This is a genomic window from Lysobacter soli (assembly GCF_009755585.1).
GTDB lineage: Bacteria > Pseudomonadota > Gammaproteobacteria > Xanthomonadales > Xanthomonadaceae > Lysobacter_J > Lysobacter_J soli.
Map to the genome: position 1 here is coordinate 707,931 of NZ_CP046603.1, position 23,074 is coordinate 731,004.

Here is a 23,074-nt window from a genome sequence, read left to right on the forward strand (position 1 = left end):
CGGGCCCGTCGGGCCGCCCGAGTGAGCGTTCCTCGCTTGCCCACGCCCCTGTTCGCGGACCGGCCGAGTCTGCCGCATCGTCCGTTGCGGGTATTTCACGCGGGTGACCGTCCGTCCGGGCGAACGGCGTCGATGCGCTACCCTTTTCATCCCCCTGGCCGGAACCTTCCGGCGTCACCCGAGCCTGCAATGACGGTCGAGAAGAACGAGCGCGAACTGGAATCGAGCATCCACACCGATTTCGAAGGGCGGATGAGCTATTCCGGTTACCTGCAGCTCGACACGCTGCTGTCGGCGCAGCAGCGGCTGTCCAACCCGCCGCAGCACGACGAGCTGCTGTTCATCGTGCAGCACCAGGTCGCCGAGCTGTGGATGAAGCTGATGATCCACGAGCTGAAGGCGGCGATCGCGAACCTGCGCGAGGATCGCCTGGGCGAATGCCAGAAGATCTTCGCGCGCTGCAAGAACATCCTGCGCCAGCTGACCGAGATGTGGTCGGTGCTGGAGACGATGACGCCGTCGGACTACATGAAGTTCCGCGAGATCCTCGGCCCGTCGTCGGGCTTCCAGTCGCTGCAGTACCGCACGATCGAATTCCTGCTCGGCAACAAGAACGCGTCGATGCTGAAGGTGTTCGCGCACGATGCGAAGGCCGAAGGCGCGTTGCACGAAGTGCTCGAATCGCCCAGCCTCTACGACGAGGCGCTGCGTTACCTCGCGCGCCATGGCCATGACGTTCCGGCGCGCCACGTCGAACGCGACTGGTCGCAGTCGCACGTGGCCGACCCGGCGCTGCTGCCGGTGTTCGAACGCATCTACGAGAACGTCGACGCGCACTGGGCCGCGTACCACCTGTGCGAGGACCTGGTCGACCTGGAAAGCCAGTTCCAGCTGTGGCGCTTCCGCCACATGCGCACGGTGATGCGCATCATCGGTTTCAAGCGTGGCACCGGTGGATCCAGCGGCGTCGGCTTCCTGCGGCAGGCGCTGGACCTGACCTTCTTCCCCGAGCTGTTCGACGTGCGCACGATGATCGGCGGCGGCCCGGCGTACCACTCGCCACCGGCGGAGTAAGGGTCGATGGCGCGCCGCGTGCACGACTGCGTCGGCGCGCTGCTGGTGCGCGATGGGCACGTGCTGCTCGGCCGGCGGCGTGACGACTGCGACTGGCTTGCCGGTGCGTGGGACGTCTTCGGCGGCCACGTCGAGGCGGGCGAGAGCGGCGAGCAGGCGATCGCGCGGGAACTGGCGGAGGAACTCGGGCTCGTCGTCGAGGCGCACGACTTGTTCTATCTGGGCGACCTCGAAGGTGCCGCGCCCGAGCCGTGGCGCCTGCGGCTGTACCGCGTCGCCAATTGGACCGGCGAGCCGGCGAACCTCGCCGAGCATTCGGAACTGCGCTGGTGCGCGCTGGAAGACGCGCAGGCGAAGCTGCGCGACGCGCATCAGGACTTCCCCCGTTTGCTCGCATTGGCGGTCGAAGCCTCGGCCGCCGCCGGCCGGCCCTGATCGTCCCTGTTCAGCCGGATGCTGCGCCGCAGCACGGCTTTTCCGCCTTCACGTGTGTTTGACGGAAGGGGCGCGGCCCGGTAATCCTCCCCGGTCCCGTGCCGCCCGGCGTGGGTTTTCCTTTGTCAGTACTTGATCCACCACGGGGGACACCGCATGAGCGGAACCGCTACACCGACGCCCGGCCAGGCCGCGCCTCTTCCCGCATTCCCGCAGACCATGGGCCATCCGCGCCCGCTGTGGATGCTCTTCATGACGGAGTTCTGGGAACGCTTCGCGTTCTACGGCATCCGCTGGGCGCTGGTGCTCTACATCGTCGCCCAGTTCTACGACGGCAGCGGCACCGGCGAGACGCCCGCCAACCAGCTCTACGGCGCCTACCTGGCCTTGGTGTACGCCGCGGCGATCTTCGGGGGTTACGTGGCCGACCGCGTGATCGGCTACCAGCGCTCCATCCTGCTCGGCGCGACGATCATGGCCGCGGGCCTGTTCATGATCGCGATGCCGAACCATGAGGTCTTCAAGCTCGGCCTGGCGACGATCATCGCCGGCAACGGCCTGTTCAAGCCGAACATCTCCACGATGGTCGGCAAGCTCTACGCCGTCGGCGACGAACGCCGCGACTCGGGGTTCACCCTGTTCTACATGGGCATCAACCTGGGCGCGATGGTCTCGCCGCTGATCACCGGCTGGTTCGCCGAGAACGTGTTCGGTTCGCCCGACATGCCGGCCTACAAGGTGGTCTTCATCACCTCCGGCATCGGCATGCTGATCAGCCTGGTCTGGTTCTGGATCGGCCGCGGCCAGCTGCAGGGCATCGGCCTGCCGCCGGTCGGCAGCGAGAGCCGCAAGCGCCTGGCGATCACCGCGCTGTGCGCGATCATCGCGATACCCGGCATCTACTTCCTGCTGAGCATGGGCGCCGACTCGCTGCAGTGGGTGCTCACGGCGATGTTCGTCGCGCTGGCGATCCTGCTGTTGGTGGAAGGCATCCGCGAAGGCCCGCGCCAGCGCGACATGGTCATCGCGATGCTGATCATCTTCGCGTTCAACGTGCTGTTCTGGTGCTTCTTCGAACAGGCCGGCAGCTCCTTCAGCTTCCTCGCCGAGAAGATCGTCAACCGCGACTTCGGCGGCTGGACGTTCCCGGTGGGCTGGTTCCAGTCGGTGAACTCGGTGGCGATCATCACGCTGGCGCCGATCATCGCGTGGATCTGGGTGAAGATGGGCCGGCACAACCCGTCGATCCCGCGCAAGTTCAGCCTGGGCCTGATCTTCAACGGCCTGGCGTTCCTGCTGCTGATGTTCGCGCTGTCGACGCTGGTCGATCCGCAGACGCTGAAGATCCCGTTCTGGACGCTGTTCGCGGTGTACTGGATCCAGTCCATCGGCGAGCTGTGCCTGTCGCCGATCGGCCTGTCGATGGTGACCAAGCTGGCGCCGGTGCGCCTGGTCGGCTTCGGCATGGGCGGCTGGTTCCTGTCGACCGGCATCGGCAACAACCTGTCGGGCATCTTCGCCAGCCACGTGTCGGGCGAGACCGGCATGAACGTGCAGTCGGCGCTGTCGGGCTACACGTTCGGCTTCTGGGCGCTGGTGATCCCGGGCGTGCTGCTGTTCCTCATCGCGCCGCTCGTGCAGCGACTGATGCATGGCGTGAAGTGACGCATCGGCCGGCTCGCGCGTTTCGCGCGAGCCGCTTTGCCGATGCGTCATCCCGGCGTAGGCCGGGATCCTGGCCGGTAGCGCCTCAAATCGCAGTGCTTCAAGAACAACGGCGACCTTCGGGTCGCCGTTGTGGTTTCCGCAGTTCGCATTGCAGAGAAGCTACGCCAGCAAGGGCCTACGAAACCCCTTCCGCCTCGGCCCGCAGTTCCAGTTCGTCCAGCTTGTCGAGCAGGCGGAACAGCACGGCGCGCTCCTGGTCGTCGATGCCGTCGAGCAGGCGCCGCTCGAACGCCAACGCCAGCGGCGCCACTTCGTCATAGATACGGTAGCCGCCCTCGGACAGTTTCAGCACCGAACGACGCCGGTCGTCGCCGTGGATCTCGCGATCCAGCCGCCCCGCATCAAGCAGGCGCGCGACGGCGCGGCTCACGGCGACCTTGTCCATCGCGGTGCGCTGGGCGACTTCATTGGCCGACAGGCCCGGATAGCGGCCGAGCACCGCCATCACCCGCCATTCGGTGATGCTGAGCTGGAATCGCTCGGTATAGATGCGCGCGATCGTGCCGCTCACGCGGTTGCTCAGCACCGAGAGCCGGTACGGCAGGAAATGCTCCAGGTCGAGCTGGGCGTGGCCGGGCAGGGGCCCGAGCGGGCTCTGGTTGAGCTTGGGAATTCCGGGGTCGCGCGCATTCATGATGCGATGTGCCTTGATTATGGTTTCAGGTGAAACTATAACGGTCGTTTCCGAATGGCCCGGCCGGAAGTCCGTCCCCACAGCCGGGCCGCTATCTGAGAACAATGCCATGAATGCGCAGCCCAACCTCGGCATGCAGGTCACCACGTTCGAGAATCCGCTCGGCATCGACGGCTTCGAGTTCGTCGAATTCGCCGCCCCGGCCGGCCAGGGCGAGGCCCTCCACGATTATTTCCGCAAGCTGGGCTTCACGGCCGTACTGCGCCACAAGACGCGCGCGATCACCGTGTATCGCCAGGGCGACGTGAACTTCCTCGTCAACGAGGACCCGGACAGCTTCGCCGCCGACTTCGCCGCCAAGCACGGCCCGAGCGCGTGCGGCTTCGCGATCCGCTTCAAGGAAACCTCGCAGAAGGTGTTCGACACCGTCGTCGGCAACGGCGGCGAGGCCATCACCGACAAGGCCGAGACGCGCGCCGTCGCCGCGCCGGTGGTGAAGGGCATCGGCGACTGCATGCTGTACCTGGTCGACCGCTACGGCGCCGCCGGTTCGATCTACGACGGCGACTACCTTCCGGTGCAGGGCGCCGAAGCCGCGCCGAAGGGTTTCGGCCTGACCTTCATCGACCACCTCACGCACAACCTCTACTTCGGCAACATGCAGAAGTGGTCGGACTATTACGAGCGACTGTTCAACTTCCGCGAGATCCGCTACTTCGACATCAAGGGCGCCAAGACCGGCCTGGTGTCCAAGGCGATGACCGCGCCGGACGGCATCGTGCGCATCCCGCTGAACGAGTCCAACGATCCCAAGTCGCAGATCAACGAGTACCTCGACGCCTACAAGGGCGAGGGCATCCAGCACATCGCCTGCTTCACCGACGACATCTACGAGACCGTCGAGGCGATGCGCGCGCAGGGCGTGGAGTTCCTCGACACGCCGGACACGTATTTCGAGGTGATCGACCAGCGCGTGCCGGGCCACAACGAGGACGTCGAGCGCCTGCGGAAGAACAAGATCCTGATCGACGCCGACCGCGAGACGCACCAGCGCAAGCTGCTGCAGATCTTCACGCAGAACGCGATCGGTCCGATCTTCTTCGAGATCATCCAACGCAAGGGCAACGAAGGCTTCGGCGAAGGCAACTTCCAGGCGCTGTTCGAAAGCATCGAGCGCGATCAGATGCGGCGCGGGGTGTTGTAAGGGATAGACGGCGCGTCTTCGTCGCAATCGGCCCCAGCAGGAGTACCAGATTTGCGGCGCGGTAAGCCCCTCTCCCAACGGGAGAGGGGTTGGGGTGAGGGGCGGAGCATGGAAGAGCGCCAGAGGGCGAAATTGCCGAGCGACACGCTGGATCGCGCGCGCCTGCTGCGCGGATACGCGACCGACGCGGAGCGGACGATCTGGCAGCGATTGCGTAACAATCAGCTTCCGGGCTTCAAGTTTCGCCGCCAGTACCCGGTTCCGCCGTACATCGCCGATTTCTGCTGTCCTTCGGCGAGGTTGATCGTCGAGCTGGACGGCTCCCAGCATTCGCAGCACACCGATTCGGTCCGCACCCGTTTTCTGGAATCGAAAGGCTTCACCGTGATCCGCTTCTGGGACAACGAAGCGCTGCAGCAGACCGACGCCGTCATGGAGGCGATCTGGAACGCGTGCCGCTCCGCCGCCCCTCACCCCAACCCCTCTCCCGCGGGGAGAGGGGCTTAAAGGCCCTGCACCAATGACCATCACCAGCAACGGCTACCAATCCGGTTTCGGCAACGAGTTCGCGACGGAGGCGGTCGCGGGCGCGCTGCCGGCGGGGCGCAACTCGCCGCAGCGCGTCGCGCACGGATTGTATGCCGAGCAGATTTCCGGCACCGCGTTCACCGCGCCGCGCCATGCGAACCGTCGCAGCTGGCTGTACCGCATCCGCCCGGCGGCGATGCACGGCGGGTTCTCGCCGTATCCGCATCCGAAGGCGTCGTTCCACAACGACTTCGACGACGCGCCGATCTCGCCCGACCAGCTGCGCTGGAGCCCGTTGCCGATGCCCGAAGGCGGCGTCGATTTCGTCGATGCGCTGTTCACCATGGCCGGCAACGGCTCGCCTGCCGCGCAGAGCGGCGTCGCGATCCACGTTTACGCCGCCAATCGCGACATGCAGGGCCGCTGGTTCTACGACGCCGACGGCGAGCTGCTGATCGTGCCGCAGCAGGGACGGCTGCATATCGAAACCGAACTCGGCGTGCTCGACGTCGAGCCGCAGGAAATCGCCGTGATTCCGCGTGGCATCCGCTTCGCGGTGACGCTGCCCGATGGTCAGGCGCGTGGCTATGTCTGCGAGAACTTCGGCGCGATGCTGCGGCTGCCGGACCTGGGCCCGATCGGCAGCAACGGCCTGGCGAACCCGCGCGATTTCCTCGCGCCGAACGCCGCGTACGAGGACGTCGACGGCGACTTCGAACTCGTCGCGAAATTCCAGGGACACCTGTGGCGCGCCGACATCGGCCACTCGCCGATCGACGTCGTCGCATGGCACGGCAACTACGCGCCGTACAAGTACGACCTGCGCCTGTTCAACACGATCGGTTCGATCTCCTTCGACCATCCCGATCCATCGATCTTCCTGGTGTTGCATTCGCCCAGCGACACGCCGGGCACCAGCAACATGGATTTCGTGATCTTCCCGCCGCGCTGGCTCGTCGCGCAGGACACGTTCCGTCCGCCGTGGTTCCACCGCAACATCGCCAGCGAGTTCATGGGCCTGGTGCACGGCGCCTACGACGCGAAGGCCGAGGGTTTCGTGCCCGGTGGCGCGTCGCTGCACAACTCGATGACGGGCCACGGCCCGGATGCGGCGACCTTCGAGAAGGCGAGCGCAGCCGACCTGTCGAAGCCCGACGTCATCCGCGACACGATGGCCTTCATGTTCGAAACGCGCGCGGTGATCCGCCCGACGAAGCAGGCGATCGACGCCGCGCACCGCCAGCGCGATTACCAGGCGTGCTGGGCCGGGCTGCAGAAGCACTTCGACGCCGGGCGCTGACGCACGCGCCCGGCGCATTTGCGCGCCGTTGACGTCGCCCCGGAGTAGGCTGCCCGCCAGTCGTTCACGAGGGTGCGGTGCGATGAGGATGGCGATGGCGACGGTGCTGCTGCTGGCATTGTCGGCCTGCGGCGAACGCGGGCCGGCGCAGCCGACCCCATCGGCGCCAGCATCGGCAAAGACGGAAGCCGCGCCCGAAAGCCCGGCGTCGCCGACACCTTCGCCGACACCGCCGTCGGCGCCTGTCGCACAACCCGCCGGCGTGATGCCGGCCGCCGGCGCGATCGGTTACGCCGGCTTCGGCCCCGCGCCGTTCGGCGCCACCGAGGAGCAGGTGCGCATGGCGTGGGGCAAGGACCTCACCGGCCCGAAGCCCGACACGCCCGCGGGTTGCTATTACCTCATGCCGCAGCCGCGTCCGCAGGTCGGCTACCGCGTCGGTTTCATGTTCGAGGATTCGCGCTTCGTGCGCATCGACGTGGACACGCCCGACATCGAGGCACCGGGCGGCGGCCGCATCGGCATGACCACGCAGGACATCCAGCGGCTCTATGCGGGCCACGTGCAGATGCAGAACCACAAGTACGTCGAAGGCGGCCACTACCTGCGCATTCCGAACCCCGGTGGCGGTTCGGGCGTGGTGCTGTTCGAGACCGACGCGGACGGGCGCGTGACCGCGTGGCGCATCGGCGAGCCGCCGCAGGTCGATTACGTGGAAGGCTGTTCCTGAGACCCGTGTCGTGTACGCCGCACGTCGCCTCGGGCATAGAATCCAGGGATTGAGGACGTGGAGGGGGACACGATGCTCGAGGCCATAGGCTGGTTCGTACTGGGGGTGGTGCTGCTCGCACTGGGTGGCGATTCGATCGTGAAGGGCGCTTCCGGCCTCGCGCAGCGGCTGGGCGCGTCTCCCTTCGTTGCCGGCCTGGTGCTGGTGGCCTTCGGCACGTCGCTGCCGGAACTGGCGGTCAACTGGCAGGCGGTCGCCCGCCACCAGCCGCTGCTGGCGCTGGGCAACGCGGTCGGCAGCAATGTCGCCAACGTCGGCCTGACGCTCGGCGCGGCGGCGTTGATCGCCCCGATGACCGTGCGCTGGCGCGCGCTGTCGCCGCTGCTGCTGGCGCTGCTGCTCGGCACACTGCTGACGATGCTGCTCGGCTCCGACGGCACGCTGACGCGCGTGGAGGGTTTCGTGCTGCTGGTCGTGTTCGTCGCGGTCGTGACGTACGCCGCGATCCGCACGCGCCGCGAAGCGCCCGAACTGCAGGATGCGATCGCCGCGTTCGCGCGCACCAGCACGGACCTGTGGCTCAACCTCATCCGCTTCGGAATCGCCGCGGTGCTGCTGTACTTCGGCTCGCGCATGGTCGTGCGCAGCGCGCCGACCATCGGCGAAGGCATCGGCATGGCGCCGCTGCTCACCGGCCTGATTCCGGTGGCCATCGGCACGGCGCTCCCGGAAATGGCCGCGGCCATCTCCGCCGCGCGCAAGGGCCACGGCGACATCGTCGTGGGCCACGTCATCGGTTCCAGCCTGTTCAACGTGCTGGTGGTGATCGGCGGCATGGCGGCGATCGGTGGCTCGGTCGCGTTCCCCGAATCGTTCGTGATGTTCGAACTGCCGGCGGCGTGCGTGTTCGCGCTGATGCTCTATCCGATGCTGCGCGGCGACCTGCACATCAGCAAGGGCGAAGGCGCGGGCCTGGTGATCGCGTTCCTCGCGTGGGTCGCCTTCGAACTGCTCACGATGCATTGAACGCGCGCGTGCGACGCGCACGTCCGGTGCGTGCCGCAGGGGCCGATATACTTCCGGGATGACGCAATCCCCGATGCACGCCACGAACCGGCCCTCTCCGCGCGCACTGCGCGGGCTGGCCGAGTTCTTCCGCCTGGAGGCCGCCGGCGGGATCGTGCTGATCGCCGCCGCCGTGCTTGCGATGGTCGCGGCGAACTCGCCGCTGGTGTCGTACTACGAAGGCTTCCGCGCGCTGCCCGTGCAGGTGCGCGTGGGCGCGTTCGAGATCGCCAAGCCGCTGCTGCTGTGGATCAACGACGGCCTGATGGCGGTGTTCTTCCTGCTGGTCGCACTGGAGATCAAGCGCGAGGCGCTCAGCGGACAGCTCGCGACGCGTGCGCAACTCGTGCTGCCGATGGTGTGCGCCGCCGCAGGTGTCGCGGTGCCGGCGCTGCTGTTCGTCGCGCTGAACCACTCTGACGCGCAGGCGATGCGCGGATGGGCGGTGCCGACGGCGACCGACATCGCCTTCGCGCTCGGCGTGCTCGCGCTGCTGGGCTCGCGCGTGCCGGCAGGCATGAAGCTGCTGCTGTCGACGATCGCGGTGGTCGACGACCTCATCGCGGTGCTGATCATCGCGTTCTTCTATTCGCACGGATTGTCGGTGACGGCGCTGGTGTGGGCCGCGGTCGCCGTCGCCGGCATGTGGCTGCTCAACCGGCGCGGCGTGATGCGCCTGGCGCCGTACCTGCTGCTGGGCGTGGTGCTGTGGGTGTGCGTGCTGAAGTCCGGCGTGCATGCGACGCTCGCCGGCGTGGTGACGGGGCTGATGATTCCGCACGGCCGTCGCACTGAAGATCCCGCCGACACGCACGTGCATTCGCCGCTGGAATCGCTGGAGCACGCGCTGCATCCGTGGGTCGCGTACGCGATCCTGCCGGTGTTCGCCTTCGCCAACGCGGGCCGCGTGCTCGGCGGCATGCGGCTCGACGATCTGCTCGCGCCACTGCCGATGGGGGTCGTGCTCGGGCTGGTGGTCGGCAAGCCGATCGGCATCGTCGGCGCCGCGGTGCTGATGCGCGCGCTCGGCTGGGCGCGCTTCCCCGACGGGATGGACCTGCGCGCGATGATCGGACTCGGGCTGATGTGCGGCATCGGCTTCACGATGAGCCTGTTCATCGCATCGCTCGCATACCACGACACCGACGCCTACGGCTCGGCGGTGCTCGGCGTACTGTTGGCCTCGTTGCTGTCGGCGGTGGGCGGCTGGTTGTGGTTGCGCGCGACGTTGCCGCGTACGACGAGGATGGACTGAAGGCATGCGGCACGCACTGGTGTTCGGCGCGACCGGACAGATCGGTTATCCCCTGCTCGGGCTGCTGCGGAACGACGGCTGGCGCATCACGGCGCTGTCGCGTGCGGAACAGTCCGACGAACCCGGCCTGCAATGGCTGCGCGGCGAACTTCCCGGCGCGCAGGGCCTGCCCTCGCGCGTGGACGCGATCTTCAGTTGCGGTCCGCTGGACGGGTTCGCGAACTGGTATGCGACCTCGCAGATCCAGGCCGCGCGGGTGATCGCTTTCGGTTCGACCAGCGTCGAGGTGAAGCGCGGTTCGGCCGATGCGGAAGAGCGCGATGTCGCGCGGCGCCTGCGCGAAGGCGAGGAGCGGGTGTTCAAGACTGCCGGCGAACGCGGCGCTACCGCCACGCTGCTGCGTCCGACGCTGATCTACGGCGCTGGACGCGACGCGACGCTCACGCGCATCGCGCAGCTCGCCAGCCGCTGGGGGCGCTTCCCGCTGCCACGCGGCGCGAACGGGCTCCGCCAGCCGGTACACACCGACGACCTTGCCGCCGCGGCGTTCGCCTGCGCGAATACGCCTGCGACGCAGGGCCAGACGTATGCCTTGCCCGGCGGCGAAACGCTCACCTATCGCGACATGGTCGCGCGCGTGCTCGCATCGTTGAATCCGCCGCCGACGCTCGTCGAACTGCCGTCGCCGATGTTCAACGCCGCGCTCTTCGTCGCGCAGCTGACCGGTCGCGCGACCGGCCTCGGCGAAGCCGCCGTGCGCCGCATGCGCAGCGACCTCACCTTCGACATGAGTCCGGCGCAGCGCGATTTCGGTTACGCGCCGCGCGCGTTCCGTCCGCGTGCGCAGATGTTCCAGCCGCGCAGCAGCGACGAAGGCTGAGTCAGATTTCCTCGGCGCGCGGGGCCGGACGCTGCCGGCTCAGGGCGCGCAGCGCGATCAGCAGCACGCCGCCCAGGACCATCGCGCCGCCGATGAGCAAACGCGGGCCAGGGCGGTCGCCCCAGAATGCGATGCCCAGGCCCATCGCGAGCACCGGCACCAGCAGCAGCCACGGCATCACGCGCGCGACCGGGTGGCGCTGCACCAGCACGTAATACAGCCCGTGCCCGAGCAGCGAGGACACGAACGCCGCATACAGCGCGCCGGCCCACGCCACCCAGCTCCACTGCGGCAGCGTGGCGAGCGCGCCCGGCTCCAGCACGGCGCTGATCGCCAGCAGCGGCAGCACGGCGAAGATCGCCGTCCAGCCCTGCTGGCTGTAGACGTCCATGCCGCGCAGGCCCTTCATCAGCACGGTGCCGATGGCGAGGAACGCCGCCGACACCAGCATCAGCACCAGCGACATCGGGTGGTCCATCACGGTCGGATCGAGCCCGAGCACGAGCACGCCGGCGAAGCTGATCCCGATCGCCAGCCCCGTGCGCCACGCGAAGCGCTCGCCGAGCCACCACCACGCCAGCAGCGTCGTCATCGGCACGTAGCTCTGCATGACGATGGCGGGCGAGGACAGATCGCCGGCGAGCTTCAGCGCGGTGAAGCTCAAGCCGAAATGCAGCACGCCGATGCACAGGCACACCGCGAGCAGCCGCGGCCACTGGCCGGGCGCGGGCCGCTTCACCAGCCACGCCAGCGGCAGCGCGAGCAGCGCGAAACGCAGTGCGGTGAACAGGAACGGCGGGATTTCGCGCATCGCCAGCGCGGACGTCAGGAAGTTCACGGCCCAGGCCGCGACGACCACCAGGACCAGCATCAGATCGCGCGGGGACATGGCACTCCACGGACGCGGGGAGGGGAGTCGTCCGGTGTTGCCATTGTCGTCGTTTCGCCGCGGGCGCGGCCAGACGTCGTGCACATCGTCGGCCTTCGCGCGGCTTGATCCGGCTCAAGCGCGCAGACCGCGCGTGTTTCTACAGTCGCCCGCTCGTGCAAAGGGGGAGGACCCATGGCGACGATCCTGTTCGAGCAGCCCGGCCACCGCTGCATCGCCTTCAGCGACCTCGTGCGCGGCGACGACGGCGTGCAGGCGAACCAGTTCCTGATCCAGCATGGCGACGCGAGCGCGCTGCTCGATCCGGGCGGTGCGCTGCTCTACAACCCGCTGATCCTCGCGATCGGCGAGTTCGTCGCGCCGACCGACGTGACCTGGCTGCTGTGCTCGCATCAGGATCCGGACATCATCGGCTCGGTCGACAAGTGGCTGCTGTACACCAACACCACGGTGGTGTGTTCGAAGCTGTGGGGCCGCTTCGTGCCGCACGTCGTGCCGGGTTACCTGCGCAATGCCGGGAGCGATCGCTACCACCTGCTGCCCGACGAAGGCGGGCACATTCCGATGGGCGACAGTTCCGTTCGCGCGCTGCCGGCGCATTTCATGCATTCGGTGGGGAATTTCAGCTTCTACGATCCCGTCAGCCGGATCCTGTTCTCCGGCGACGTCGGCGCGTCGATGGTGCCCAGCCGCACGCCGTATGCGTTCGTCGACGACTTCGACGTGCACGTGTCGCGCATGGAAGGGTTTCATCGACGCTACATGGCATCCAACCGCGCCACGCGATTGTGGGCGCGGATGGTGCGCCAGCTCGCGCCGTTGATGATCGTCCCGCAGCACGGATTGCCGATGCGCGGCGAGACGATGGAGCGCTTCCTGGACTGGATCGAACGGCTGGAGTGCGGCGTGGACCTGATCGGGCCGGAGCACTACCGACTGTGAGGAGCCGGCTGTGAGGCCTCAGTAGCGCAGCCCGATCTTGCGGTACAGCTTCGACAGCACCCACGCCGGGCCGATCAGCAGGTAGGTCAGGTCGGTGAGGAAGCTCGGGCGCTTGTTCTCGTAGCGCGCGCTGTGGCCGATGAACTGGCCGATCCACGCGACGACGAACACGCCGACACCCAGCCACAGCAGCGTCGAGGTGCCGTAGGTGTCGTGGATCCACTTGGTCAGCAGGCCCATCAGCACGTACATCGCCAGCATGCCCAGGCCAAGCAGGCGCGAGGCGCGGTAGTAGAACAGGACGGTGGCGAGCATCGCCACGCCGGCCCAGAAACCATCGTTCATCCACGACGCCGGCGTCGGGATGCACCACAGCAGCGCGATCACGCTCCACAGGATTGCCGGCACGCAAATCACGTGGATGCGCTGGTTGGTCTGGTTGCGATGGTCGGCGGAATAGTGCGCGAACCAGCGGTCGATCGGGCGCTGCGTGGCGTGCTGCGAAGATTCGGCGGCGGTGTTCATGTCGACCCCTCCCAAGGCGCATGACGGTCCGCGCCCGCGCGCGGATGGGAGGAGGATAGCGGGATCGGGACGCAGGCGCCCGATCCCGCGGTACCGCCCGGCGGTCAGTCGACCGAGATGCCGGCCAGCTTCATCAGCGCCTCGGCGTACTTCGCGCGGGTGCGCTCGATGACCTGGGCCGGCAGGTTCGGGCCGGGAGCCGTCTTGTTCCAGTCGAGCGTTTCCAGGTAGTCGCGCACGAACTGCTTGTCGTAGCTCGGCGGGCTGGTGCCGACCTCGTATTCGTCCGCCGGCCAGTAGCGCGACGAATCGGGCGTCAGCATCTCGTCCATCACGTAGAGGTGGCCGTCTGCGTCCAGGCCGAATTCGAACTTCGTGTCGGCCAGGATGATGCCGCGCTGCGCCGCGTAGTCGCGGGCGTACTTGTACAGCCGCAGCGTCGCGTCGCGAACCTGTTCGGCCAGGTCCGCACCGACGGTGCGCACGGCGGTGTCGAAGTCGATGTTCTCGTCGTGGTCGCCCACGGCAGCTTTCGTTGAAGGGGTGAAGATCGGTTCGGCCAGTTGCTCGGCCTGGCGCAGGCCGTCGGGCAGCGCGATGCCGCTGACGCGGCCGGTGCGCTGGTAATCCTTCCAGCCGCTGCCGATGAGGTAGCCGCGCGCGATGCATTCCACCGGCACGGGCTTGAGCTTCTTGGTCACCACCGCGCGCTTGCCGTACAGCGCCGCGTCGACGCCCTCGGGCAGCACCGAGGCGACATCGATCCCGGTGAGGTGGTTGCGGATGATGTGGTCGGTCTTGCCGAACCAGAAATTGCTGATCTGGCAGAGCATCTCGCCCTTGCCCGGGATCGGATCGGGCAGCACCACGTCGAAGGCCGAAAGGCGATCGGTCGCGACCATCAGCAAACAGTCGCCGGCGCCGGCGGGCAGGCGATCGGCAGGAAGGTCGAAGACGTCGCGGACCTTGCCGCGATGGCGAAGGTGGAGGCCGGGAAGGTCGGACTGGAGCAGGGTCGTGGACAACGCAGGAATCCCCGATGGGTGCGATGGAGCCCCCGCCCGACGCTCGCCTTGCCTCGCGCGCGTGCGCGACAGGGCCGGCCAGTGTACGCCGGCCGGCGGCGACGTGCAGGTACACTGTCGACGGACCTAAACGGGCGACCGCGGACCGCGGGGAGGACGATGAAACGCTGGTACGGCAAGCTCCTGGGCTTCTTCGCGGGGGCGGCGTTGTTCCGCACCAACCCGCTGTTCGGGGCCCTGATCGGGCTGCTGGTGGGCCACGCCTTCGACACCGACTGGTTCAAGCTGCGCCGGGACAACCCGTATGCCGCGCTGGGCCTGACGTCCGACGCGACCGATGCCGAGGTCGACCAGGCCTACCGTCGCCTGATGTCCCAGTACCACCCCGACCGCGTCGCCGGCGCCGCATCCGAGCTGCGCGAGCAGGCCGAAATCCGCGCCCGCGAGATCAACCAGGCTTACGACCGCATCAAGACGCTGCGTCGGAAGCGCTGACCCAACCACGAACGCCGCCGAGCATCCCCCATGCAATCCACCGTCATCGCCCCGTCCATCCTCTCGGCCAACTTCGCCAAACTGGGCGAGGAAGTCGACAGCGTGCTCAAGGCCGGCGCCGACTGGGTGCACTTCGACGTGATGGACAACCACTACGTCCCGAACCTCACCATCGGCCCGATGGTCTGCGAGGCGCTGCGCAAGCACGGCGTCACCGCGCCGATCGACGTGCACCTGATGGTCGAACCGGTGGACCGCATCGTCCCCGACTTCGCCAAGGCCGGCGCCACGCTGATCAGCTTCCATCCCGAAGCCAGCGCGCACGTGCACCGCACGATCCAGCTGATCAAGTCGCACGGCTGCCAGGCGGGCCTGGTGCTCAATCCCGCTACGCCGGTCGACGCGCTGGAGTGGGTGCTCGAAGAGCTCGACATGGTGCTGCTGATGTCGGTCAATCCCGGGTTCGGCGGGCAGGGCTTCATTCCCTCGGCGCTGGAGAAACTGCGGCGCGTGCGCAAGATGATCGACGCCACGGGCAAGCCGATCCGCCTGGAAATCGATGGCGGCGTGAAGGCCGACAACATCGCCGAGATCGCCGCCGCCGGCGCGGACACCTTCGTTGCAGGCTCGGCGATCTTCAACGCCACCGATTACGCGGACGTGATCGGCCGCATGAAGGACGCCGTGTCGAAGGTGCGCGGATGAAAACCTGCGACCTGTGCGATCTGCACGACGCGCAGGTGCGCGTGGTCGAGCTGCCGTTGCAGGACTTCGGCGGCCGCATCGCGTTCAACGGAATCGTCAGCACGGTGCGCGCCGACGAGGACAACTCGCGCGTGCGCGAAGCGGTGGACGAACCGGGGCAGGGCCGCGTGCTGGTGGTCGACAGCGGCGGTTCGATGCGACGCGCGATGCTCGGCGACCTGCTCGCGGCCAAGGCCGCGGAGAACGGCTGGGCGGGCGTGATCGTGTTCGGCGCGATCCGCGACAGCGATGCGATCTCGACCATCGCGCTGGGCGTGAAGGCGCTGGGCACCTGCCCGCGCAAGACCGACAAGCTCGGCGCGGGCGAGCGCGATGTCGAAGTGGAATTCGGCGGCGTGCGCATCCGCCCCGGCGACTGGCTGTGCGCGGACGAGGACGGCGTGGTCGTGGCCGACACCGACCTGCGCTGAAGCAGGCGCGAGCATTCCACCGAGCGAAAACGAAGGCGGCAGGCCATCGCTGGCCCGCCGCCGGGAATGCTTGGAGGCAATCCAGCCTCCGTCCGTCGTCCTTGAGAATGGACTCTGATTCTCCGCACGTTCGATGACGGACGTGTGACGCATCGGCCATCGCCGACGCGCTGTTAGCCCGTTCACGAACGCTCGCGCCCGCGCCGTTTAGCCTGCACGCGGGTTCCCCACGCAGAACGACCATGGCGACGCACTGGCGCCTGATCCTCAACGGAAAATCCGCGGGAAACGACGCCGTGCGCGACGCCGTCCAGGCAATGCGCGCCGGCGGCGCGACGCTCGACGTGCGCGTGACGTGGGAACGCGGCGATGCGGCGCGTTATGTCGACGAGGCCATCGACGATGGCGTGCATTGCGTGATCGCCGGCGGCGGCGACGGTTCGCTGGGCGAAGTCGCCGCGGCCCTGGCCGAACGCCATGAGGACGCCGCAACGCTGCCCGCTCTTGCGGCGATGCCGCTGGGCACGGCGAACGATTTCGCCACCGCCGCCACGATCCCGCTCGATCCGCACGACGCCCTGCGCCTGGTCGCCGACACGCCGGCGCACGCCATCGACATGCTGCGCGTGGAAGCCGACGGCGTGCGGCACTGGTGCATCAACCTGGCCAGTGGCGGATTCGGCACGGAAGTCACGGTGGAAACCGACGACGGCCTGAAGAAACTGCTCGGCGGTCTGGCCTATCTGGTCACGGGTATCGCGAAGATGGGCCGGATCGAGCCGGTCGCCGCACACGTGCACGGCGAGGGGCTCGACTGGCGCGGCGCGCTGATCGCGCTGGGCATCGGCAACGGCCGCCAGGCCGGTGGCGGGCAGCTCCTGTGTCCGGATGCACGCATCGACGATGGACTGCTCGACGTCACCGTGATTCCCGAACTCGAAGGCGAGATGGCCACCACCGTCGCCACGCTGGTGCGCGAAGGTCGCGGCGCCGCGCTCGAACGCGTCGGCGAGCGTGGCCGCATGCGCGCGGTGACCATCGAAGCGCAGGACGGCGAGATCGCGCTCAACCTCGACGGCGAACCCGTGCAGGCACGGCGGTTCGCCATCGCCTGCGTGCCCGCGCGCCTGCGCATGCACCTGCCGGAACACTGTCCGCTTCTTGCGCCGGCTCGCCTCGCGCTGCGCTGACCCGGTACAGTACGGCCGATGAGCCGCGTGCCCCACCTTCCTTCGACTGCTCTGTTCATGAGTGCCCCGCATTTCCGCCTCGGTGCGGAGGGGCGATGGCGACCGTGCGTCGCCTGCCGCCTCCCATCGACTTCCAAGGAAATGCCGCGTGACCTCCGATTCCCCGTCTTCGCAACACGCTGATACCCACACCCTCGTTCCCGTCGTCCGCGAAGTCCTGAGCGACCTCGACACGCCGCTGTCGGTCTACCTCAAGCTCGCCGACGGCCCGCACACCTACCTGTTCGAATCGGTCGAAGGCGGCGAGCGTTTCGGCCGCTATTCGATCATCGGCCTGCCCGCGCGCCGCGTGTACGCGTTCGCCGGGCACACGCTGTTCGTGACCGAGGATGGCGAGCTGGTCGAAAGCCGCGTCGTGGACGATCCGTTCGCCGAAGTCGAGCGCCTGCGCGCGATGCACAGCGTGCCGACGATTCCCGACCTGCCCGGCTTCACCGGCGGGCTCGTGGGCTGGTTCGGCTTCGAGTCGATCCAGTACATCGAGCCGCGCTTCGCCGGCGGCGAAAAGGAAGACGAACTCGGCACGCCCGACATCCTGCTGATGCAGAGCGACGAGCTGGCGGTGTTCGACAACCTCAAGGGCCGGCTGTACCTGATCGTGCATGCCGATCCGTCCGAACCGCGTGCGATGGCGCGCGCGAACCGCCGGCTGGACGAACTCGTGCATCGCCTGCGCCAGGGCGGGCCGGGGTATCCGGAAACGCTGGAAGGCCGGTTGCTGGACGAAGGCGATTTCGTGTCCGGCTTCACGCGCGAAGGTTTCATCGAGGCGGTGGAGAAGTCGAAGGAATACATCCGCGCCGGCGACATCTTCCAGGTCGTGCTGAGCCAGCGGCTGTCCGTGCCGTTCAAGGCGCGGCCGGTGGACGTGTACCGCGCGCTGCGTGCGCTCAATCCGTCGCCGTACATGTACTACCTCGATGTGGGCGGCACGCAGGTCGTCGGTTCGTCGCCGGAAATCCTCGTGCGCCTGCAGGACGGCAAGGTCACCGTGCGGCCGATCGCCGGCACGCGCCCGCGTGGCGACACGCCCGAGCGCGACGCGGAACTGGAAGCCGAACTGCTCGCCGATCCGAAGGAACGCGCCGAGCACCTGATGCTGATCGACCTCGGCCGCAACGACGTCGGCCGCGTATCGGAAGCGGGCACGGTCGAGGTCGGCGAGCAGTTCGTGATCGAACGCTACAGCCACGTCATGCACATCGTCAGCGAAGTAACCGGCACGCTGAAGCCGGGCCTGAGCTACGCCGACGTGCTGCGCGCGACCTTTCCCGCCGGCACCGTCAGCGGCGCGCCGAAGATCCGCGCGCTGGAAGTGATCCGCGAACTCGAACCGATCAAGCGCAACGTGTACGCCGGTTCCATCGGTTACCTCGGTTGGGGCGAGCCCGGCCGCAGCGGCGATGCCGACACGGCCATCGCGATCCGCACCGCCGTCATCCAGGACGGTCGCCTGTACGTGCAGGCCGGCGCGGGCATCGTCTACGACTCCGATCCGGCGATGGAATGGGAGGAGACGATGAACAAGGGACGCGCGTTGTTCCGCGCCGTTGCGCAGGCCGCGCGCGGTTTGTGATCGGCACGCATCGCGGCGTTCGTCCGTCGTGATGCGTTACCCCGGCTGTTCTCACGCGGCGTTCACTGCGTGCGACCCCGCGGCCGGAAGTCCGCATCCGCAACGTTAATTTCACAAACGGCGCGCTTCACTGCCGGGCACGGTGTCATCGACATCGACAACGCGGGAAGGAGACGGCCATGCAGCTCGTCCACGATGCTCTCGTCCAGTCGCGTTTCTCGAACACGTTCCCCCGCACCGTCGAAATCCTCTGCCCGCATTGCCTGAAGGAATCGGTCTTCGAGGCCCGTCCATGGCAGGAGCACGGCCGGCAACTGGCGGCCAGCGAACTGGAATGCACGCGTTGCGAGCGCACGGTGCTGTTCGTGCAGTTGCTCGACGCCGACGGCACGAACCAGGCGAACGGGTTGTTCTGCCATCCTGGCTCCGGCGGACGCGAGCCGATGGCGGGTGTCGAACACCTGCATGCGATGTCGGCGCCGCTCGCGCGCAGCTACGAATCCGCGTTGAAGCTGTACAACCACGCCGAGTGGGGTGCGAGTTCGCTGATCGTGCGGCATCTGCTCGGCGGATTGACGGCGCGCATGCTCGCCGACGACAAGGCCGAGCTGTCGCTGACACGCAAGCTCGAAGCACTGCCGCACGACGTGGACCTGTCGCGACCCTTGCAGGACATCGCACAGCTGCTCGCACCCAGCGGCACGTTCGGACGTCAGTTCGAGGACGAGACGACGATCGACAAGGCCAACGCCGAACTGCTGCTGGAACTGGCCGAACAGCTGATCAATTACCTCGTCGTGCTGCCGGGAACGATGGCCGATCTGAAGGCGCGCATCGCGACCGCACCGGTGCCGTTGCGGCGGGGGAGCGGGGTGGCTTGAAGTCCGTCATCCCGGCGAAAGCCGCGATCCAGGCTGTTACGTCAGCCGAAGGAAGCCGGCACTTCGACGGAACCGTATCGGGCCTGGGTCCCGGCGTTCGCCGGGATGACGGGACGGCAATCGACGCGCCATGTCGCCCGAAACATTACCGATAGTTAATCCCCCGGAAATCCTCCGGTGAGCCGCGCGGGCGCAGTCTGATCCTGCGGTCGGGAAGGCAGTTCCCGACCGAACGAAGATCCCTCGTCCGAGTCACCCGCGTCTTACCAAGGAGTCACCCCATGAACCTGCGCAAGTCCCTGTTCGCCGTCGCCCTGACCGCACTGGCCGGTTCCGCCCTGGCCGCCCCGCCGAGCACCGCGCCGGCCGCCCCGGCCTCGTCGACCGCCCCGGCCAAGGGCACGGTCTCCAAGCACAAGCACGCCAGCAAGAAGGCTGCCGCTCCCGCCACCAAGAGCGACGCCAAGAAGGGCTGATCCCCATCGTCCCCGGAGCCCGTGCAACGCGGGCGGATACCCCGACGGTGCGCACCGCCGGGGTATCCTTTTTTGCATTCCGGAGTTCCCATGCGCGTCCTGCTGATCGAAGACGATCCCCACACCGCGGCCTTCATCGGCAAGGGCCTGCGCGAGGACGGGCATACGGTCGAACACGCCGGCGACGGCAGGCAGGGCTTGTTCCTGGCGACGACCGAGAGCTTCGACGCGATCGTGCTCGATCGCATGCTGCCCGCGCTCGACGGCCTGGTGCTGCTGCAGACGCTGCGCGGCGCCGGCAATCGCACGCCGCTGCTGCTGCTCACCGCGCTGGGCGAGGTCGATCATCGCGTCGAAGGCCTGCGCGCCGGCGCCGACGATTACCTCGTCAAACCCTTCGCCTATTCCGAACTGAGCGCGCGCCTGGACAGCATCGTGCGCCGCGAGCGCGAACAGGCGCAGCGCGAACCCACGCGGCTTTCGGTCGGCGATCTCGAACTCGATCTGCTCGGCCGCGACGCACGCCGCGCCGGCAAGCGCATCGAACTGCAGCCGCGAGAATTCCGCCTGCTCGAATACCTGATGCGCCAGGCCGGTCGCGTCGTCACGCGCACGATGCTGCTCGAAGCGGTGTGGGACTACCACTTCGATCCGCAGACCAACGTCATCGACGTGCACATCAGCCGGCTGCGGCAGAAGATCGACCACGGCTTCGAGCGCCCGCTGCTGCACACCGTGCGCGGCGCCGGCTACCGGCTGGGCGAATGACGGGCCCGCTGCGCTCCACCAGTACGCGCCTGGCGCTCGCGGTGATGGGTGCGTTCCTGCTCGCGTTCGTGCTGCTGGGCGCGGGCGTCTACGTCGCGGTGTCCACGCTGCTGCTGCAGGATGCGCGCGAGCTGGTGCGCACCGATTCGGCGGGACTGATGCAACTGCAGCGCGATGGCGGGCGCGCCGCACTCGTGCAGGAGCTGCGCGATCGCCTCGACGCGCCGGACGATCCCGACGCGGTGTACGCGTTGATCGGCGCGGATGGACGCGTCGAAGCGGGCGATATTCCCGCGCTGCATGCCGCTCGCGGCGTGCGATGGACGACGTTCGAACTCGCCGGCGATGCAGTGCCGGGCGACGGCACGCAGTCGCGTCGCGTGCTCGCACAGCTGCAACCGTTGCCGAACGGCGAGACCTTGCTGACCGGGCTGCGGTTGCAGTCGCAGGATCGCTTCCTCGCGCTGATGCTGCGCACGGCGCTGGTGGCGCTGGCGGTCGCGGCGACGCTCGGCGCGCTCGCCGGCTGGCTGACGTCGCGCTGGGTGTCGCACCGGCTCGGCCATCTGGATCGCACCGCCGCGCGCGTCGGCGGCGGCGAACTGGGGCTGCGCGTGCCGCTGGACGGCAGCGGCGACGCGTTCGATCGCCTCGGGCGGCGCTTCAACGCGATGCTCGATCGCATCGAGGAACTGCTCGGCGGCGTGCGCCACGCGACCGACCACATCGCGCACGACCTGCGCACGCCGCTGACGCGGCTGCGCAATCGCCTGGAGGACCTGCGCCATCGCAGCGGCGCGACGCCGGCCGAACGCGCGGCGCTCGACGGCGCCGTGCAGGAAACCGACCACCTGCTCACCACGTTCGGCGCGCTGCTGCGGCTGGCGCGCATCGAAGCGCAGCCGCCGGCGGGCGAGGGACCGGAGCTGGACCTCTCGGCGCTGGCCGCCGACGCCGCCGAGATGTACACGCCCATCGGCGCCGAGCGCTCGGTGCGCCTGGCGCTGTCGCTGGAGCCGGCGCTCGTGCGCGGTGATCGCGACCAGTTGTTCCAGATGCTGGTGAACCTGCTCGACAACGCGCTCAAGTACGCGCCCGAAGGCAGCGAGGTCGGGCTGTCTCTCCACGTGGGCGAGGCGGCCGTGCTGCGCGTGGACGATGGCGGCCCGGGCATTCCCGAAGCCGACCGCGAACGCGTGTTCGACCGGTTCCAGCGGCTGGAATCCCATCGCGGCACACCGGGAAGCGGTCTGGGGCTGAGCCTGGTGCGGGCGATCGTGCATCGCCACGGCGGCCGGATCGAGCTGATCGACCGCGCGCCGGGCCTGCGCGTGCAGGTGACGCTGCCCTTGGCGGGCGCGCCGGGTCGCATCGCGCCGGCCGAGCCGCTAGAGTAGGGCCATGATCGTGCGTTCCTCCCCGCAGTTCCGAAAAGCCGACCTGGGTTGGCGATGGTGGCCGTTGGCTGCCGTCCGCCCCTCGTTGTCGTCCAAGGAACTGCCGAGTGTTTCCCGCCCCACGCACTGACTCCACGCCGGCCGCATCGGCCGCGTCCCACCCCGAACCCAAGCACCGACCCCGCCGGCCCGCCGCCGCGCGGGATAATCGCGTTGCGTCCAACCCCATGCCGAGCCCGCGCCGATGCTGTTGATGATCGACAACTACGACAGCTTTACCTACAACCTCGTGCAGTACCTGCAGGCGCTGGGCGCCGAGGTGAAGGTGATCCGCAACGACGAGCTGTCCGTCGCGCAGATCGAGGCCCTTTCACCCGAGCGCATCGTCGTCTCGCCCGGCCCGTGCACGCCGAACGAGGCGGGCGTGTCGGTGGACGTGATCCGCGAACTCGGCCCGCGCATCCCGGTGTTCGGCGTGTGCCTGGGTCACCAGAGCCTGGGGCAGGCCTACGGCGGCGACGTCGTGCGCGCCAAGCGGATCATGCACGGCAAGACCTCGCGCATCCGCCACGAAGGCCGCGGCGTGTTCGCCGGGCTGCCCGACGGCTACGAGGCCACGCGCTACCACTCGCTGGTCGTGTCGCGCGAAACGTTGCCCGATTGCCTGGAAATCACCGCCTGGACCGAGGTCGACGGCGAGGACGGCGCGCCCGCCTTCGACGAGATCATGGGCCTGCGTCACCGCGAGCATCCGGTGGAAGGCGTGCAGTTCCACCCCGAGTCGATCCTCACCGAACACGGCCACGCGCTGCTGAAGAATTTCCTGGAGCGATGACCGCCAC

25 protein-coding genes are annotated in these 23,074 nt (G+C 68.1%); 21 read left to right on the forward strand and 4 right to left on the reverse strand.

Going from position 1 to position 23,074, the window contains the following annotated elements; all coding sequences use genetic code 11:
- Nucleotides 1-189 precede the first annotated feature (189 nt).
- The 3 genes from GOY17_RS03185 to GOY17_RS03195 all read left to right on the forward strand — a co-directional run bounded on the left by GOY17_RS03185 (nt 190) and on the right by GOY17_RS03195 (nt 3,174).
- Complete coding sequence (locus GOY17_RS03185) at nt 190-1,074, forward strand: tryptophan 2,3-dioxygenase (RefSeq protein WP_157029301.1); 885 nt, start codon at nt 190-192, stop codon at nt 1,072-1,074.
- A gap of 6 nt (nt 1,075-1,080) precedes the next feature.
- On the forward strand, nt 1,081-1,509 hold the full coding sequence (locus tag GOY17_RS03190) for an NUDIX domain-containing protein (protein WP_157029302.1): 429 nt from the start codon (nt 1,081-1,083) through the stop codon (nt 1,507-1,509).
- A gap of 156 nt (nt 1,510-1,665) precedes the next feature.
- The gene (locus tag GOY17_RS03195) at nt 1,666-3,174 is read left to right on the forward strand and encodes a peptide MFS transporter (RefSeq protein WP_157029303.1); all 1,509 of its coding nucleotides are present in this window, start codon (nt 1,666-1,668) and stop codon (nt 3,172-3,174) included.
- Between the two features lie 178 nt (nt 3,175-3,352).
- On the opposite strand, the gene GOY17_RS03200 is transcribed toward GOY17_RS03195, so the two are convergent.
- Nucleotides 3,353-3,871, reverse strand: a complete 519-nt coding sequence (locus tag GOY17_RS03200; RefSeq protein WP_157029304.1) for a MarR family winged helix-turn-helix transcriptional regulator — start codon at nt 3,869-3,871, stop codon at nt 3,353-3,355.
- Between the two features lie 133 nt (nt 3,872-4,004).
- Here GOY17_RS03200 and hppD point away from each other — a divergent pair, with 133 nt between their 5' ends.
- From hppD to GOY17_RS03235, 7 genes are all read left to right on the forward strand, one after another.
- Nucleotides 4,005-5,075 carry a 4-hydroxyphenylpyruvate dioxygenase gene (gene hppD / locus GOY17_RS03205; protein ID WP_115841494.1) on the forward strand — a complete coding sequence of 357 codons (1,071 nt, stop codon included), beginning with the start codon at nt 4,005-4,007 and terminating at the stop codon, nt 5,073-5,075.
- A 108-nt stretch (nt 5,076-5,183) separates the two neighbouring features.
- Nucleotides 5,184-5,582, forward strand: a complete 399-nt coding sequence (locus GOY17_RS03210; protein ID WP_157029305.1) for an endonuclease domain-containing protein — start codon at nt 5,184-5,186, stop codon at nt 5,580-5,582.
- A 13-nt stretch (nt 5,583-5,595) separates the two neighbouring features.
- Nucleotides 5,596-6,903 carry a homogentisate 1,2-dioxygenase gene (hmgA, locus tag GOY17_RS03215; RefSeq protein ID WP_157029306.1) on the forward strand — a complete coding sequence of 436 codons (1,308 nt, stop codon included), beginning with the start codon at nt 5,596-5,598 and terminating at the stop codon, nt 6,901-6,903.
- 82 nt (nt 6,904-6,985) lie between these two features.
- Nucleotides 6,986-7,633, forward strand: a complete 648-nt coding sequence (locus GOY17_RS03220) for a hypothetical protein (protein WP_157029307.1) — start codon at nt 6,986-6,988, stop codon at nt 7,631-7,633.
- A 72-nt stretch (nt 7,634-7,705) separates the two neighbouring features.
- Entirely contained in the window at nt 7,706-8,659 is a 954-nt protein-coding gene (locus GOY17_RS03225) for a sodium:calcium antiporter (protein ID WP_157029308.1), read from the forward strand.
- Between the two features lie 73 nt (nt 8,660-8,732).
- A complete protein-coding gene (gene nhaA, locus GOY17_RS03230; protein WP_157029309.1) occupies nt 8,733-9,953 on the forward strand; it encodes a Na+/H+ antiporter NhaA in 1,221 nt (406 codons plus the stop codon).
- 4 nt (nt 9,954-9,957) lie between these two features.
- On the forward strand, nt 9,958-10,833 hold the full coding sequence (locus tag GOY17_RS03235) for an SDR family oxidoreductase (protein ID WP_157029310.1): 876 nt from the start codon (nt 9,958-9,960) through the stop codon (nt 10,831-10,833).
- A 1-nt stretch (nt 10,834) separates the two neighbouring features.
- On the opposite strand, the gene GOY17_RS03240 is transcribed toward GOY17_RS03235, so the two are convergent.
- On the reverse strand, nt 10,835-11,722 hold the full coding sequence (locus tag GOY17_RS03240) for a DMT family transporter (RefSeq protein WP_157029311.1): 888 nt from the start codon (nt 11,720-11,722) through the stop codon (nt 10,835-10,837).
- A 174-nt stretch (nt 11,723-11,896) separates the two neighbouring features.
- On the opposite strand from GOY17_RS03240, the gene GOY17_RS03245 reads away from it, so the two are divergent.
- A complete protein-coding gene (locus GOY17_RS03245) occupies nt 11,897-12,664 on the forward strand; it encodes an oxygen-binding di-iron domain-containing protein (protein ID WP_157029312.1) in 768 nt (255 codons plus the stop codon).
- 18 nt (nt 12,665-12,682) lie between these two features.
- Here GOY17_RS03245 and GOY17_RS03250 read toward each other — a convergent pair whose 3' ends face one another.
- Together GOY17_RS03250 and GOY17_RS03255 are read right to left on the reverse strand one after the other, a co-directional pair.
- On the reverse strand, nt 12,683-13,189 hold the full coding sequence (locus GOY17_RS03250; protein WP_157029313.1) for an Mpo1 family 2-hydroxy fatty acid dioxygenase: 507 nt from the start codon (nt 13,187-13,189) through the stop codon (nt 12,683-12,685).
- 104 nt (nt 13,190-13,293) lie between these two features.
- The gene (locus GOY17_RS03255; protein ID WP_157029314.1) at nt 13,294-14,214 is read right to left on the reverse strand and encodes a phosphoribosylaminoimidazolesuccinocarboxamide synthase; all 921 of its coding nucleotides are present in this window, start codon (nt 14,212-14,214) and stop codon (nt 13,294-13,296) included.
- Nucleotides 14,215-14,373: 159 nt separating this feature from the next.
- Between GOY17_RS03255 and GOY17_RS03260 the strand changes: the two genes are divergently transcribed.
- The 10 genes from GOY17_RS03260 to GOY17_RS03305 all read left to right on the forward strand — a co-directional run bounded on the left by GOY17_RS03260 (nt 14,374) and on the right by GOY17_RS03305 (nt 23,067).
- A complete protein-coding gene (locus GOY17_RS03260) occupies nt 14,374-14,709 on the forward strand; it encodes a J domain-containing protein (RefSeq protein WP_157029315.1) in 336 nt (111 codons plus the stop codon).
- 30 nt (nt 14,710-14,739) lie between these two features.
- The gene (gene rpe / locus GOY17_RS03265) at nt 14,740-15,414 is read left to right on the forward strand and encodes a ribulose-phosphate 3-epimerase (protein WP_157029316.1); all 675 of its coding nucleotides are present in this window, start codon (nt 14,740-14,742) and stop codon (nt 15,412-15,414) included.
- Nucleotides 15,411-15,884, forward strand: coding sequence for a ribonuclease E activity regulator RraA (gene rraA / locus GOY17_RS03270; protein ID WP_157029317.1), 474 nt, complete (start codon nt 15,411-15,413; stop codon nt 15,882-15,884). Before rpe ends, rraA begins: the two co-directional genes overlap by 4 nt.
- Before the next feature lie 242 nt (nt 15,885-16,126).
- Nucleotides 16,127-17,074, forward strand: a complete 948-nt coding sequence (gene yegS / locus GOY17_RS03275) for a lipid kinase YegS (protein ID WP_157029318.1) — start codon at nt 16,127-16,129, stop codon at nt 17,072-17,074.
- A gap of 148 nt (nt 17,075-17,222) precedes the next feature.
- Nucleotides 17,223-18,710, forward strand: coding sequence for an anthranilate synthase component I (gene trpE / locus GOY17_RS03280; protein ID WP_157029319.1), 1,488 nt, complete (start codon nt 17,223-17,225; stop codon nt 18,708-18,710).
- A gap of 179 nt (nt 18,711-18,889) precedes the next feature.
- Nucleotides 18,890-19,591 (forward strand): hypothetical protein, encoded by a 702-nt coding sequence (locus GOY17_RS03285; RefSeq protein ID WP_115841309.1) that lies wholly within the window; start codon nt 18,890-18,892, stop codon nt 19,589-19,591.
- A gap of 281 nt (nt 19,592-19,872) precedes the next feature.
- The gene (locus tag GOY17_RS03290; RefSeq protein WP_157029320.1) at nt 19,873-20,067 is read left to right on the forward strand and encodes a hypothetical protein; all 195 of its coding nucleotides are present in this window, start codon (nt 19,873-19,875) and stop codon (nt 20,065-20,067) included.
- A 90-nt stretch (nt 20,068-20,157) separates the two neighbouring features.
- Nucleotides 20,158-20,835, forward strand: coding sequence for a winged helix-turn-helix domain-containing protein (locus GOY17_RS03295; protein ID WP_157029321.1), 678 nt, complete (start codon nt 20,158-20,160; stop codon nt 20,833-20,835).
- Nucleotides 20,832-22,232 carry a sensor histidine kinase gene (locus GOY17_RS03300; RefSeq protein WP_157029322.1) on the forward strand — a complete coding sequence of 467 codons (1,401 nt, stop codon included), beginning with the start codon at nt 20,832-20,834 and terminating at the stop codon, nt 22,230-22,232. Before GOY17_RS03295 ends, GOY17_RS03300 begins: the two co-directional genes overlap by 4 nt.
- A 244-nt stretch (nt 22,233-22,476) precedes the next feature.
- On the forward strand, nt 22,477-23,067 hold the full coding sequence (locus tag GOY17_RS03305; protein WP_157029323.1) for an anthranilate synthase component II: 591 nt from the start codon (nt 22,477-22,479) through the stop codon (nt 23,065-23,067).
- Nucleotides 23,068-23,074 lie beyond the last annotated feature (7 nt).